At 67.7% G+C, this 12,978-nt stretch carries 14 protein-coding genes and 1 tRNA gene; 5 read left to right on the forward strand and 10 right to left on the reverse strand.

The annotated features are described in order from the left end of the window. Positions 1 to 26: 26 nt before the first annotated feature. The 9 genes from groES to JMV16_RS18620 all read right to left on the reverse strand — a co-directional run bounded on the left by groES (position 27) and on the right by JMV16_RS18620 (position 7,296). On the reverse strand, positions 27 to 317 hold the full coding sequence (gene groES / locus JMV16_RS18585; protein ID WP_054018942.1) for a co-chaperone GroES: 291 nt from the start codon (positions 315 to 317) through the stop codon (positions 27 to 29). Between the two features lie 209 nt (positions 318 to 526). Then, on the reverse strand, positions 527 to 721 hold the full coding sequence (locus tag JMV16_RS18590) for a DNA gyrase inhibitor YacG (RefSeq protein ID WP_201495794.1): 195 nt from the start codon (positions 719 to 721) through the stop codon (positions 527 to 529). A 20-nt stretch (positions 722 to 741) separates the two neighbouring features. Continuing rightward, positions 742 to 1,497: a cell division protein ZapD gene (gene zapD / locus JMV16_RS18595; RefSeq protein WP_201496019.1), complete on the reverse strand. Its 756-nt coding sequence runs from the start codon at positions 1,495 to 1,497 to the stop codon at positions 742 to 744. A 75-nt stretch (positions 1,498 to 1,572) separates the two neighbouring features. After that, the gene (gene coaE / locus JMV16_RS18600) at positions 1,573 to 2,175 is read right to left on the reverse strand and encodes a dephospho-CoA kinase (RefSeq protein WP_236580619.1); all 603 of its coding nucleotides are present in this window, start codon (positions 2,173 to 2,175) and stop codon (positions 1,573 to 1,575) included. Next, positions 2,169 to 3,038, reverse strand: coding sequence for a prepilin peptidase (locus JMV16_RS24310; protein WP_411565054.1), 870 nt, complete (start codon positions 3,036 to 3,038; stop codon positions 2,169 to 2,171). Before JMV16_RS24310 ends, coaE begins: the two co-directional genes overlap by 7 nt. Before the next feature lie 74 nt (positions 3,039 to 3,112). Then, positions 3,113 to 4,333, reverse strand: a complete 1,221-nt coding sequence (locus JMV16_RS18605) for a type II secretion system F family protein (RefSeq protein WP_201495796.1) — start codon at positions 4,331 to 4,333, stop codon at positions 3,113 to 3,115. A gap of 60 nt (positions 4,334 to 4,393) precedes the next feature. Then, positions 4,394 to 6,118: a type IV-A pilus assembly ATPase PilB gene (pilB, locus tag JMV16_RS18610; RefSeq protein WP_201495797.1), complete on the reverse strand. Its 1,725-nt coding sequence runs from the start codon at positions 6,116 to 6,118 to the stop codon at positions 4,394 to 4,396. Positions 6,119 to 6,234: 116 nt separating this feature from the next. Continuing rightward, positions 6,235 to 6,311 (reverse strand) — tRNA-Pro (locus tag JMV16_RS18615). A gap of 55 nt (positions 6,312 to 6,366) precedes the next feature. Further along, positions 6,367 to 7,296, reverse strand: a complete 930-nt coding sequence (locus JMV16_RS18620) for a polyprenyl synthetase family protein (protein WP_201496020.1) — start codon at positions 7,294 to 7,296, stop codon at positions 6,367 to 6,369. 281 nt (positions 7,297 to 7,577) lie between these two features. Between JMV16_RS18620 and rplU the strand changes: the two genes are divergently transcribed. The 4 genes from rplU (at position 7,578) to proB (ending at position 10,432) form a co-directional block, all read left to right on the forward strand. Further along, positions 7,578 to 7,892: a 50S ribosomal protein L21 gene (rplU, locus tag JMV16_RS18625; RefSeq protein ID WP_201495798.1), complete on the forward strand. Its 315-nt coding sequence runs from the start codon at positions 7,578 to 7,580 to the stop codon at positions 7,890 to 7,892. A gap of 15 nt (positions 7,893 to 7,907) precedes the next feature. Next, the gene (gene rpmA / locus JMV16_RS18630) at positions 7,908 to 8,165 is read left to right on the forward strand and encodes a 50S ribosomal protein L27 (RefSeq protein WP_201495799.1); all 258 of its coding nucleotides are present in this window, start codon (positions 7,908 to 7,910) and stop codon (positions 8,163 to 8,165) included. A 79-nt stretch (positions 8,166 to 8,244) separates the two neighbouring features. Continuing rightward, the gene (gene obgE, locus JMV16_RS18635; RefSeq protein WP_201495800.1) at positions 8,245 to 9,318 is read left to right on the forward strand and encodes a GTPase ObgE; all 1,074 of its coding nucleotides are present in this window, start codon (positions 8,245 to 8,247) and stop codon (positions 9,316 to 9,318) included. Then, on the forward strand, positions 9,311 to 10,432 hold the full coding sequence (gene proB, locus JMV16_RS18640; RefSeq protein ID WP_201495801.1) for a glutamate 5-kinase: 1,122 nt from the start codon (positions 9,311 to 9,313) through the stop codon (positions 10,430 to 10,432). The genes obgE and proB overlap by 8 nt, the downstream gene beginning before the upstream one ends. Positions 10,433 to 10,441: 9 nt before the next feature. Here the strand turns inward: proB and JMV16_RS18645 are convergent, their stop codons facing one another. Continuing rightward, positions 10,442 to 11,089: an RNA pyrophosphohydrolase gene (locus JMV16_RS18645; RefSeq protein WP_236580605.1), complete on the reverse strand. Its 648-nt coding sequence runs from the start codon at positions 11,087 to 11,089 to the stop codon at positions 10,442 to 10,444. Between the two features lie 136 nt (positions 11,090 to 11,225). On the opposite strand from JMV16_RS18645, the gene JMV16_RS18650 reads away from it, so the two are divergent. Then, entirely contained in the window at positions 11,226 to 12,971 is a 1,746-nt protein-coding gene (locus JMV16_RS18650; protein WP_201495802.1) for a proline--tRNA ligase, read from the forward strand. Positions 12,972 to 12,978: the final 7 nt, after the last annotated feature.

Here is a 12,978-nt window from a genome sequence, read left to right on the forward strand (position 1 = left end):
AGTTCTGTAGGGGGCGTGGGGGCGGATTACTTCTCGACGACGGCGAAGAGGTCTTCTTCGCGCATCACGAGCAGCTCGTCGCCGTCGACCTTGACGGTCTGGCCGCTGTACTTGCCGAACAGCACGCGGTCGCCGACCTTGATGTTCAGGGCCACGAAATCGCCCTTGTCATTGCGCTTGCCCGGGCCGACGGCCAGGACTTCGCCCTGGTCGGGCTTCTCGGCGGCGTTGTCGGGGATGACGATGCCCGAGGCGGTCTTGGTTTCCTGTTCCAGGCGCTTGACGATCACGCGATCGTGCAAAGGACGAAGCTTCATAACATCTCCTAGGGAGTCTGAGGGCATGGGGGCCAACGAAGGGAGCCCCCGCTGACATGGGTGGGTCGGTGGCCTTGGAGCCGGTTCCGAACCGTTAGCACTCGCTGACGGCGAGTGCTAGCAAATCAATTATAGGGGCGGTCCCCGCTTGTTCAAGGGGCTGGGGAAAACACTGAGCGGCGGCCGGGGCGGTCGCCGAGGGGCCTTGCTCAGGCCTCGGGCACCGCGCCGTCGTCGTCGCTGGGCGTGGCCAGCGGCAGGCGGAAGCGCTCGCTGGCCCAGGCACCCAGGTCGGCGCTGCGGCAGCGCTCGCTGCAGAAGGGCCGCCAGGCATTGGACGGCGCATAGGGCGCCGGCTGGCCACAGCCGGGGCAGGGCACGAGGCGCAGGGCGTCGTCGTTCATGGCCGCAGGGTTTCGGGCGATCAGGCGCAGAGAGCGAGCTCGAAGGACGTGTCGGTGCCGGCATTGCGCAGCCGGCCGTCGGCGTCGGGTCGCATGAAGCGCACCGCCACCATCAGGCGGTGGCCGGTGATCTCGGGCACCAGGCCCTCGCCGGCGGGGATGCGCACGCGCAGCAGCTGGAAGGTCTTGCCCTGGGGCAGGCTTTGCTGGTACTGGCCCGCGCTGGCCACCATGCGCTGCGGCGTGCCGCTGTCGCGCAGCAGGCCCAGCAGCACCTGTAGCGCCTCGGCCAGCGGCGACAGCGAGGCGATCCAGCCCAGCAGGTCGGCGCGTCGCCGGGCCGGCTCGTGCTGCTGCCAGGCGTAGTAGGCCGGCAGATCGAATTCGCAGGTGCCGCCCGGGATGTTGATGCGGCTGCGTATGCTCATCAGCCATTCGTTGGCCGTCAGCACCTGCCCGGTCTTGCCCTGGGCCTGGTTGAGTCCGTCGTGGGCGTGGTCGATGCGCGCCGTCACGGCATCGAGCGCGCTTTCGCTGATGCCCGGGTGGCCGCGGTAGGTCTGCAACTGGCCGCGGTGGCGCTCGAGTTCCTTGAGCAGGTCACTCTTGAGGTCGGCACGCGCGGCCACATCCATCACCTCGAAGATGGTGGCGAGGGCGAAATGGTGGTCCACCGGCGTCTCGCGTGCGACCAGTTGGCCCAGGCGGTCGAACAGATGTTCCAGCCGCAGCATCGTGCGGATGCCTTCGTTGAAGGGGTACTCGTAGAGAACCAAGGCGGGCGGCGTGGACAAGGTGGGATGCGGGAAGCTCGGCCGATTGTTCCACAGCCCCCGCATCGCCCCCGGGGCTTACCCCAGGGCCTGCCAGAGCGACCACAGCGCGCCGACTTCGTCGGCAAGTGCGGCCAGCGTGAGTCCGTCGTTGTGGATCACGGCGTCGGCGATGGCGCGCCTTTGACGCCGCGGTGCCTGCTGGGCGATGACGGCGCGCGCCGCCGCCTCGTTCCAGCCCGGGCGCTGCACCACGCGGGCGACCTGCGTGGCTTCGTCGCAGTCGACCACCAGCACGCGTTGCACGCGGGTGCGCCAATGGCTGGATTCGGTGAGCAGGGGCACGTCGTAGACCACGGCCGCACCCGCGGCCAGCGCCGCCTCGCGCCGTGCCTCGGCGCCGATCAGCGGGTGCAGGACGGCCTCCAGCCGCGTCTTGGCGCCGGCGTCGGCAAAGACCAGGCGTCGCATGAGCTCGCGGTCCAGGGCGCCGTCGGAGGCCACGGCCTCGGCGCCGAAGGCGGCGGCCAGGGCCGGCATCGCGGCGCCGCCGCGCGCAGTGAGGCGGCGGGCGATGGCATCGGTGTCGACGAGGTGGGCCCCCAGGCCGACCAGCAAGCGCGCCACCGTGCTCTTGCCGCTGCCTATGCCCCCGGTGAGGCCGATGGCGCCGACTACCAGCCCATCCACTCCAGCACCCGCGGCAGGCCGATCAGCAGCACGGCCAACCCGCCACCGGCCAGGAAGGGGCCGAAGGGCACGTAGCGGCCCTCGCGCAATGCGCCCGCCGCCTTCATTGCCAGGCCGACGACGGCGCCGATGACCGAGGCCATCAGCACGATGGGCAGGATGGCCTGCCAGCCCAGCCATGCGCCCAGCGCCGCGAGCAGCTTGAAGTCGCCGTAGCCCATGCCTTCCTTGCCGGTGGCGAGCTTGAAGAACCAGTACACCGACCACAGCGAGAGATAGCCGACCACGGCGCCGGCCAGTGACTGCGCTAGGCTCAGCGGTGCCAGCCAGCCCAGCGCTGCAGCGCACAGGCCGGCCCACAGCAGCGGCAGTGTCATCGAGTCGGGCAGCAGGGTGGTGTCCCAGTCGATCAGGGCCAAGGCCAGCAGTGCGGCTGCCGCGGCGCACCACAGCAGCGCCGTCGGCTGGGCGCCGACGCGCCAGGCCACGGCGCCAAAGAGTGCGGCCGTCCCCACCTCGACCAGCGGGTAGCGCACCGGGATGGGCGCGGCGCAGGCCGAGCAACGTCCGCGCAGCACCAGCCAGCTCAGCAGCGGGATGTTCTCGTACCAGCGGATGGCGTGGCCGCAGGACGGGCAGCGCGAGGCCGGCCGCGCAAGCGAGAAATCGGCCAGCGCCGCCAGCGCCGCATCCAGCTCGCGTGCGGCCTGGCGCAAGGGCGCGCCGGGCGCGCTGCCAAAGACGTGGTGGTGCGATTCGGCATCGGCGGCCTGGGCCGCGACGTCGCGCCACCACTGGCGCTCGAGCATCAGCGGCAGCCGGTAGACGACGACGTTGAGAAAGCTGCCCACCATCAGGCCCAGCAGGGCCAGGGCGGGCGGCGACAGCAGCAGTTCCAGCGGCACGCCGGCCAGCGTGTCCGCCACCGTCAGACCACCGCGCCCAGCTTGAAGATGGGCAGGTACATCGAGACCACGATGCCGCCGATCAGGGTGCCGAGGATGACGATGATGAAGGGCTCCATCAGGCTGGACAGGCCCTTGACCATCTCGTCGACCTCATCCTCGTAGAACTCGGCCGCCTTGGCCAGCATGTGGTCGAGGGAGCCGGATTCCTCGCCGATGGCCGCCATCTGAAGCACCATGGTCGGGAACACGCCGGTGGCGGTCATCGACGAGGTCAGGGCCGAGCCGGTGGAGACGTCCTTCTGGATCTGCTCGGTGGCAAGTTGGTAGACCATGTTGCCCGAGGCGCCGCCCACCGAATCGAGTGCCTCGACCAGGGGCACGCCGGCGGCGAACATGGTGGACAGCGTGCGCGTCCAGCGCGCGATCACCGACTTGTTGATGAGGTCGCCGAAGAGAGGCACCTTCAGCAGCAGGCGGTCCATCGCCATCTGCATCTTCTCGGAACGCTTCCACGATTCGAAGAAGAAGTACAGGCCGCCGCCGAGCACCCCGAAGATCAGCCACCACCACTTGACGAAGAACTTGGACAGGAAGATCACGAACAGCGTCGGCGCCGGCAACTCGCCGCCGAAGGACTTGAACACTTCTTCGAAAGAAGGGATCACGAAGATCATGATCACCGTCAGCACGACGAAGGCAACGATGATCACCGCCACCGGGTACATCAGCGCCGATTTGATCTTGCTCTTGATCGCCATCGTCTTTTCCTGGTACAGCGCCAGGCGGTCGAGCAAGGCTTCCAGGATGCCGCCCGCCTCACCCGCCTCGACCAGGTTGCAGTAGAGCGCGTCGAAGTACATCGGGTGCTTGCGGAACGAGGCCGACAGGCTGGTGCCGGTCTCGACATCGGTGCGGATCTCGTTGAGCAGCTTGGTCATGCGCGGGTTGGTGCTGCCGCGCCCGACGATGTCGAAGGCCTGCAGCAGTGGCACGCCGGCCTTCATCATGGTGGACAACTGGCGCGTGAAGATCGCGATGTCCCGCTGCTTGATCGACTTGCCGCCGCTGGTCCGCCGCTTGCGGATGCGCGTGGTCATGATGCCCTGGCGGCGCAGGCTGGCGTTCACCATCGCTTCGCCGCCGGCGCGCATCTCGCCGCGCACCACCTTGCCGTTCTTGTCCTTGCCTTCCCACTCGAAGATGATTTCCTTGGTGCCTTTGGCGAGCGCTGCTGTGGCCATGGATATTGGGTCGTGGGAGAGGATGGGGGTGGGCGGAGCCGAGGGCGAGAGGGCGGGTCGTCACTCGTTGGTGACGTTGATCACTTCCTCGAGCGTGGTGACGCCGAGGCGCACCTTGATGAGGCCGGACTGGCGCAGGTCGCGCACACCCTCGGCCTCGGCCTGCTTGGCAATGTCGAGCGCCGTGCCCTCGGCCAGGATGATGCGCTGTATGGCCTCGGTGATGGGCATCACCTGGTAAATGCCAACACGCCCCTTGTATCCGTTTGTGCAGGCCGAGCAGCCGACGGCACGGTAGGGCTTCCAGTTGCCGTCCAGCTCTTCGGGCTTGAAGCCGGCCTTGAGCATCGAATCGCGCGGGTACTCGGCGGCCTTCTTGCAGTTCTCGCACAGCTTTCGGGCCAGCCGCTGGGCGGTAATGAGCAGCACGCTGGCAGCGATATTGAACGGCGCCACACCCATGTTGAGCAGACGGGTGAGCGTGGTCGGCGCGTCGTTGGTGTGCAGCGTGCTCATCACCATGTGGCCGGTCTGGGCGGCCTTGATGGCGATGTCGGCGGTCTCGAGATCACGGATTTCGCCGACCATGATGATGTCCGGATCCTGGCGCAGGAAGGACTTGAGCGCGGCGGCGAAGCTCAGGCCGGCCTTGTCATTGACATTGACCTGGTTGACGCCGGGCAGGTTGATTTCGGCCGGATCCTCGACGGTGGCAATGTTCACGCCCGGCTGGTTGAGGATGTTCAGGCAGGTGTAGAGCGAGACGGTCTTGCCGCTGCCCGTGGGGCCAGTGACCAGGATCATCCCGTAGGGCCTGGAGATGGCCAGCATCAGCCGGTCCTTCTCGATCTTCTCGTAGCCCAGCGCCTCGATGCCGAGCTTGGCGCTGCTCGGGTCGAGGATACGGATCACGACCTTCTCGCCGAACAGCGTGGGCAGTGTGCTGACGCGGAAATCGATCGCCTTGCTGCCGAACTTGAGCTTCATGCGCCCGTCTTGCGGCACCCGCTTCTCGGCGATGTCCATGCGCGAGATGACCTTGATGCGCGAGGCCAGCTTGTCCTTGATGGCGACCGGCGGCTGCGTGATCTCGCGCAGCTCGCCGTCGACGCGGAAGCGCACCCGGTAGTGGTACTCGTAGGGCTCGAAGTGCAGGTCGGACGCGCGCATGTTGATGGCGTCGATCAGCATCTTCTGCAGGAAACGCACCACCGGCGCATCCTCGACGTCGCTGGCGGCAGCGTCGGCCTCGGGCGCGTTGGTGTCTTCCTCGGTAACGTCGAATTCGAAGTCGCCGCTGGTCAGTGTCTCGAGGGTTTCGGTGGCACTGGTGGATTGGCTCTCAAGCTGGCGCGCGAGCTTGTCGTATTCAACGATCACCCATTCGGGCGTGAGCTGGGTGGCGAACTTGATGCGCTCGACGGCTTCCTGGTCGGTGGGGTCGGCGGCGCCGATGAAGAGCCGGTTGCCGCGCCGGCCCAACACGATGAGCTGGTACTGGTTGGCAATCTTGTTGTCAACCAGATTGCGCGGGAGCTTCTGCAGGTCGACCGCACCCAGATCGAGCAGCGGCAGCGCCAGCGCGCTGGCCAGCGTGTGCGCGAGTTCGTCGGGCTTGACGGTATTGGCGCCCATCAGCGCCGAGACGAAGCTGATTTTGCGCTCGCGCGCCGATTTCGTCAGATCCTCGGCCGTCTTGGCATTGAGCTTGCCGGCATTGACCAGCACCCGGGCGACGCCGGAAAGCGAGGATTGCGGGGGTTCGACGATCGTTTCAGCGGCCATCGGGGTCAGGTTGTCGACTGCATAGCCGGGGGATCATCGCCGATCCTCCTATGCCTGTAAACGCCGAAAGTACGTGGCCGCCGGCAGGGAAAGCATCGTGTCCCGCGCGAGAAACCTGGTCGGGGTGAGAGGATTCGAACCTCCGGCCTCTACGTCCCGAACGTAGCGCTCTACCAGGCTAAGCTACACCCCGATTGGCAGGCGGCAACGGCCTTGCGGCCGCTTGCTGCGCTGCTAGCGTTCGACCCTCACGACGAGCGGTGGATCGAGCGAAAACATAATTCTAGCAGAGCGTCGCGGGCCCGCGACGGCGGCAGCGAGGCCAGCGCCGTGCGCGCCTTCGCGGCCTCGGCCTCGGCGGCAGCTCGCGTGGCGTCCAGCGCACCCGTGCGGCGCACGATGGCGAGGATCTCCTGCAGGCGATGAAGCTCGCCCTCTTCGATGGCGTGGCGGATGAGCGCGCGCTCGGCATCGGTGGCGCGCTCCATCGCCACCAGCAGCGGCAGCGTGGGCTTGCCCTCGCGCAGGTCGTCGCCGACGTTCTTGCCCAGTTCGCTGCTGTTGCCTTCGTAGTCGAGCAGGTCGTCCACGAGTTGGAAGGCGGTGCCCAGAGCCCGGCCGAAGGCGGCGCAGGCTTCCTCGAGCTCGTCGTCGGCGCCCGCCAGCACGGCGCCGAGTCGCGCGCTGGCCTCGAACAGCTTGGCCGTCTTGTAGCGGATGACCTGCAGGTAGTCGGCCACCGCGAGGTCGGGGTCGTGCATGTTCATCAGCTGAAGGACTTCGCCCTCGGCGATGACATTGGTGGCGTCGGCCAGCACATCGAGCACGCGCATGCGGTTGGTCGACACCATCATCTGGAAGGCGCGCGAGTAAAGGAAGTCGCCCACCAGCACGCTGGCGGCATTGCCGAACATCGCGTTGGCGGTGGCGCGGCCGCGGCGCAGCGCCGATTCGTCGACCACGTCGTCGTGCAGCAGAGTGGCGGTGTGGATGAACTCGACGGTGGCGGCAAGTTCGTAGCGCTCGGGGCCCTCGAAGCCCAGTGCCTCGGCGAACAGCAGCACCAGGCGGGGCCGGATGCGCTTGCCGCCAGCGTTGACGATGTAGCGCGAGATCTGGTCGATCAGGGCCACGCGGGAGGCCAGGCGCACGCGGATGACCTCGTCTACGCGCAGCATGGCGGCGTCGGTGGGGTCCACGACGGGAGTGGGCGGTGCGGTGGTTTCGAGCACGGGGCGCGGGTTCAGCGAAAAGCCATTATAGGAAGGCGGGCGTGCCGGTCCCGTCAGGGCCCAGCACACAAACAGGCCATGCTATACTCAAAGGCTCTGCGCCGCATGGTTCCACTGGAACTTGCCGCCGCGGGCCGGCAATTCCAGCAGGCCTGCAGCGAAGGTTTACGGCGCACGGGTCGCTCAGATCCGTGCGTGAGCGGCGGGAATACTTCGAAAGGTCACACATGTACGCGGTCATAAAAACCGGTGGCAAGCAATACAAGGTTGCAGCCGGCGAGAAGATCAAGGTAGAACAGATTGCTGCGGACGTGGGCCAGGAAGTCGTGATCGAGCAGGTGCTCGCCGTCGGAAGCGGCGCGGATCTGCAGGTCGGTTCTCCCTGGGTCGCGGGTGCCAACGTCAAGGCCACGGTCGTGGCGCATGGCCGGCACGACAAGGTGCGCATCTTCAAGATGCGTCGCCGCAAGCATTACCAGAAACACGGCGGCCATCGCCAGAACTACACCGAGCTGCTGATCGGCTCGCTCAACGTCGCCTAAGCGCAGGAGCACACCATGGCACAGAAAAAGGGCGGCGGTTCCACCCGCAACGGCCGCGACTCGCAGCCGAAGATGCTCGGCGTCAAGGCCTACGGCGGCCAGCAGGTCTCGGCCGGGTCGATCATCGTGCGCCAGCGTGGCACCAAGTTCCACGCCGGCACCGGTGTCGGCATGGGCAAGGACCACACGCTGTTCGCGCTCGTTGATGGCGCGATCTCATTCGCCGTCAAAGGCGCGCTGAACCGCCAGACCGTGTTCGTCACGCCGGTCTGAGCTTTTCTTCGCTCCCACCAGCGAAGCCCCGGCCTGCCGGGGCTTCTTTACTTGGCGCAGCCACCGTGAATTCCCGCCCATGAAGTTCGTCGACGAAGCCTTGATCGACGTGTCCGCCGGACACGGCGGGGCCGGCAGCGTGAGCTTCCGGCGCGAGAAATTCATCCCCTTCGGCGGGCCCAATGGCGGCGACGGTGGCCGCGGCGGCAGCGTCTGGGCGCTGGCCGACCAGAACATCAACACGCTGATCGACTACCGCTACACGCGCCGCCACGATGCGAAGAACGGCGAACCAGGCCGCGGCTCCGACCAGTTTGGCGCCGCCGGCCCCGACATCGAGCTGCGCATGCCGGTGGGCACCATCATCAGCAATGCCGAGACCGGCGAGCAGATGGTCGAGTTGCTCGAGCACGGCCAGCGCGCGCTCATCTGCAAGGGCGGTGACGGCGGCTTCGGCAATCTGCACTACAAGACCAGCACCAACCGCAGCCCGCGGCAGAAGACCCCGGGCTGGCCGGGCGAGGCCTTCAAGCTCAAGCTCGAGCTGCGCGTGCTGGCCGATGTCGGCCTATTGGGCATGCCCAACGCCGGCAAGAGCACGCTGATCGCCGCCATCAGCAATGCGCGGCCGAAGATCGCCGACTACCCCTTCACGACCTTGCATCCCAACCTGGGCGTTGTGCGCGTCGGCCCCGAGCGCAGCTTCGTCGTCGCCGACGTGCCGGGGCTGATCGAAGGTGCCAGCGAAGGCGCCGGCCTCGGCCACCGCTTCCTGCGCCATCTGCAACGCACGCGGCTGCTACTGCACATCGTCGATGCGGCGCCCTTCGACGAGGGCGTGGACCCGGTGGTGCAGGCGCGCGCCATCGTCGCCGAGCTGAAGAAATACGACCCCAAGCTGCACGCCAAGCCGCGCTGGCTGGTCTTCAACAAGCTCGACATGGTGCCGGAGGAACTGCGCGAGCAGCGCGTCAAGGACTATGTGCGCCGCCTGCGCTGGAAGGGCCCGGTGTTCTCGATTTCGGCGCTGGCGCGCGAAGGCCTGCAGCCGCTGATCGAGAAGATCCACAACCACGTTGCCGAACAGCAGCGCGTCGCGCCCCTGCCCGACCTGCGCTTCGACGACCCCGTGCCTGGCGGCCAGGATGTCTAGCGGCGTGCTCGAGACAGCGCGCCGCATCGTCGTCAAGGTCGGCTCCAGCCTCGTCACCAACGAGGGCCGCGGCGTCGACGCGGCAGCCATCGGCAACTGGTCGCGCCAGCTCGCCGCGCTGGCCCAGCAGGGGCGCGAGCTGGTGATGGTTTCCAGCGGCGCCGTCGCCGAGGGCATGAAGCGCCTGGGCTGGGCCCAGCGCCCGCGTGAGCTGCACGAGTTGCAGGCCGCCGCCGCCGTGGGCCAGATGGGCCTGGTGCAGATGTACGAGTCGCGCCTTTCCGAGCACGGCATGGGCAGCGCCCAGGTGCTGCTGACCCACGCCGACCTGGCCGACCGCGAGCGCTACCTTAACGCGCGCTCGACCCTGCTCACGCTGCTGGCGCTGAAGGTGATCCCGGTCATCAACGAGAACGACACCGTCGTCACCGACGAGATCAAGTTCGGCGACAACGACACACTGGGCGCCCTGGTGGCCAATCTGGTGGACGCTGACGCCTATGTCATCCTCACCGACCAGCGCGGTCTTTACAGCGCCGATCCGCGCAAGGATCCGTCGGCCCGCTTCATCGCCGAGGCCACCGCGGGCGACCCCGCGCTCGAGGCCATGGCCGGTGGCGCCGGTTCGGGCATCGGCCGTGGCGGCATGTTGACGAAGATCCTGGCCGCCAAGCGCGCCGCCGGCAGCGGCACCAGCACCGTCATCGCCTGGGGCCGCGAGCCCGATGTGCTGCTGCGCCTGGCCGCTGGCGAGGCCATCGGCACGGCGCTGCGCGCCGGCACCGCCAAGCTCGCTGCACGCAAGCAGTGGATGGTCGACCACCTGCAGATGCGTGGCGCGGTGCGGGTCGACGATGGCGCGGTGGCCAAGCTGCGCGACGGCGGCAAGAGCCTGCTGCCCATCGGCGTGCACGAGGTGAGCGGCGAATTCGTGCGCGGCGACGTCATTGCGGTGCAGACCCTCGCCGGCGCCGAGGTGGCGCGGGGCCTGGCCAACTACTCGTCGGCCGAGGCGCGCCTGATCGCGCGCAAGCCCTCGGCACAGATCGAGCAACTGCTGGGCTATGCCAACGAGCCGGAACTGATCCACCGCGACAACCTGGTCGTGGTGTAGATCGCACTCTCAGCCGTCGGTGCCGGTTCCGGTGCCGGGCTCGGCGGGCGCCGGCGCCGCGGCGGGCTGGAAGTTCACATCGGGCACCGCGTCCTGGCCGACGTCCTGGTGGCCGAAGCCCGAGTGCTCACCGTCATGCCGCTGGCCGCGCAGTCCGGCGCGCAGATAGCGGTTGTGGTGATTGACGCGCGGCAGGTAGCGCGCGAGTTCGGTCAGCGCCATCTCGTAGACGCCGCGCTTGAACTCGATCACCACGTCCAGCGGCACCCAGTAGTCGTTCCAGCGCCAGGCGTCGAACTCGGGGTGGTCGGTGGCGCGCAGGTTCATGTCGCTGTCGCGGCCGAGCAGGCGCAGCAGGAACCAGATCTGCTTCTGGCCGCGGTAATGGCCGCGCGCATCCTTGCGGATGAAGTGCTCGGGCACCTCGTAGCGTAGCCAGTCGCGTGTGCGCGCGAGAATCTGCACATGCTCGGGCAACAGCCCTACTTCTTCATGCAGCTCGCGCAGCATCGCCTGCTCGGGCGACTCACCATGCTTGATGCCGCCCTGCGGAAACTGCCATGAGTGGGTGCGCAGCCTCTTGCCCCAGAAGACCTGATTGCGGGCGTTCAGCAGGATGATGCCGACGTTGGGCCTGAAGCCTTCCCGGTCGAGCATAATCAAATTCCAATTTTGTGACTGTTTTCATTATTGCACCGGCGCTGTGCGGAGCGGGCACCCTCGCTAACCCGCATGTGTCACCGGGGCCTGCCAGGCCCCCGCGGGGCCAGGCGCCGTGTGCAGAAGCGAGCCCATGAAAGCCTCTGCCACCTTCATCTCCACCCTCAAGGAAGCCCCCGCCGACGCCGAGGTCACCAGCCACCGGCTGATGATGCGCGCCGGCTTCATCAAGCGCCTCTCAGCCGGCATCTATAGCTACATGCCGCTGGGCCTGCGCGTGATCCGCAAGGTCGAGGCCATCATCCGCGAGGAGATGAACCGCGCCGGCGCCGTCGAGCTGCTGATGCCGGTGGTGCAGCCGGCCGAGCTGTGGCAGGAGACCGGCCGCTTCCAGGCCTATGGCCCCGAACTGATGCGCGTGAAAGACCGCCACGATCGCGACTTCGTGATCCAGCCCACCAGCGAAGAAGTCATCACCGACATCGCGCGCCAGGAGCTGCGCAGCTACAAGCAGCTGCCACGAAATTTCTACCACATCCAGACCAAGTTCCGCGACGAGCGCCGGCCGCGCTTCGGCGTCATGCGCGGACGCGAGTTCACGATGAAGGATGCCTACTCCTTCGACCGCGACAAGGCCTCCGCGCTCAAGAGCTACGACGGCATGTTCGCGGCCTACAAGCGCATCTTCGACCGCTTCGGCCTGCAGTACCGCGCCGTCGCGGCCGACACCGGCGCCATCGGCGGCGACGCCTCGCACGAGTTCCAGGTCATCGCCGACACCGGCGAGGACGCCATCGTTTACTGCCCGACCAGCGACTACGCCGCCAACATCGAGCTGGCCGAGGGCCTGGCCCCGGTCGCGCCGCGTGCAGCGCCGGCGCAGGCGATGGTGAAGACGCCGACCCCGGGCAAGGCCACCTGCGAGGACGTGGCCGCGCTGTTGGGCCTGGCGCTGGATCGCACCGTGAAATCGCTGGTGCTGGCCACCGACGAGAAGAACGAGGCCGGCGACATCGTGCGCACCACGGTCTGGCTGCTGCTGGTGCGCGGCGACCACAGCCTCAACGAGATCAAGGCCGGCAAGCTGCCGGGCCTGAAGGGCGGCTTCCGCTTCGCCACCGTGGCCGAGATCGACGAGCACTTCGGCTGCAAGCCCGGCTACCTGGGCCCGGTGGCCACGGTCAAGCCGGTCAAGGTGGTGGCCGATCGCATGGTGGCGGCGATGGCCGATTTCGTGTGCGGCGCCAATGCGGCCGATTTCCACTACACCGGCGTCAACTGGGGCCGCGACTTGCCCGAGCCCGACTTCGTGGCCGACATCCGCAATGTCGTTGCCGGCGATCCCTCGCCCGATGGCCAGGGCGTGCTCGCCATCCAGCGTGGCATCGAGGTCGGCCATGTCTTCTACCTCGGCACCAAGTACAGCAAGGCGATGAACGCCAACTACCTGGACGAGAACGGCAAGCCGCAGGCGATGGAGATGGGCTGCTACGGCATTGGGGTGACGCGCCTGCTGGGCGCCGCCATCGAGCAGAACCACGACGAGCGCGGCATCGTCTGGCCGGCCTCGATGGCGCCCTTCACGGTGGTGATCTGCCCCATCGGCTACGAGCGCAGCGCCGAGGTGCAGGCAGCGGCCGACAAGCTGCATGACGAACTCGCGGCTCTGGGCCTGGACGTGGTGCTCGACGACCGCGGCGAGCGCCCGGGCGCGATGTTTGCCGACTGGGAACTGATCGGCGTGCCGCTGCGCGTGGTGCTCTCCGACCGTGGCCTCAAGGCCGGCACGGCCGAGATCCAGGGCCGGCGCGACGCCGCCGCGGCGGTGCTGCCGCTGGCCGAGGTGGTGGCCACCGTGAAGGCCCGTCTGGTCCCATGACGCCATG

Origin of the sequence: Rubrivivax sp. A210, from assembly GCF_904426505.1 — a bacterium.
GTDB lineage: Bacteria > Pseudomonadota > Gammaproteobacteria > Burkholderiales > Burkholderiaceae_C > Rubrivivax.

What these genes read in the sequence shown, in the direction of transcription:
- groES (WP_054018942.1), bottom strand. Translation starts at nt 317, where the DNA reads ATGAAGCTTCGTCCTTTGCACGATCGCGTGATCGTCAAGCGCCTGGAA.
- JMV16_RS18590 (WP_201495794.1), bottom strand. Translation starts at nt 721, where the DNA reads ATGAACGACGACGCCCTGCGCCTCGTGCCCTGCCCCGGCTGTGGCCAG.
- JMV16_RS24310 (WP_411565054.1), bottom strand. Translation starts at nt 3,038, where the DNA reads ATGGTGGGCAGCTTTCTCAACGTCGTCGTCTACCGGCTGCCGCTGATG.
- JMV16_RS18605 (WP_201495796.1), bottom strand. Translation starts at nt 4,333, where the DNA reads ATGGCCACAGCAGCGCTCGCCAAAGGCACCAAGGAAATCATCTTCGAG.
- pilB (WP_201495797.1), bottom strand. Translation starts at nt 6,118, where the DNA reads ATGGCCGCTGAAACGATCGTCGAACCCCCGCAATCCTCGCTTTCCGGC.
- JMV16_RS18620 (WP_201496020.1), bottom strand. Translation starts at nt 7,296, where the DNA reads ATGCTGCGCGTAGACGAGGTCATCCGCGTGCGCCTGGCCTCCCGCGTG.
- rplU (WP_201495798.1), top strand. Translation starts at nt 7,578, where the DNA reads ATGTACGCGGTCATAAAAACCGGTGGCAAGCAATACAAGGTTGCAGCC.
- rpmA (WP_201495799.1), top strand. Translation starts at nt 7,908, where the DNA reads ATGGCACAGAAAAAGGGCGGCGGTTCCACCCGCAACGGCCGCGACTCG.
- obgE (WP_201495800.1), top strand. Translation starts at nt 8,245, where the DNA reads ATGAAGTTCGTCGACGAAGCCTTGATCGACGTGTCCGCCGGACACGGC.
- proB (WP_201495801.1), top strand. Translation starts at nt 9,311, where the DNA reads ATGTCTAGCGGCGTGCTCGAGACAGCGCGCCGCATCGTCGTCAAGGTC.
- JMV16_RS18645 (WP_236580605.1), bottom strand. Translation starts at nt 11,089, where the DNA reads ATGCTCGACCGGGAAGGCTTCAGGCCCAACGTCGGCATCATCCTGCTG.
- JMV16_RS18650 (WP_201495802.1), top strand. Translation starts at nt 11,226, where the DNA reads ATGAAAGCCTCTGCCACCTTCATCTCCACCCTCAAGGAAGCCCCCGCC.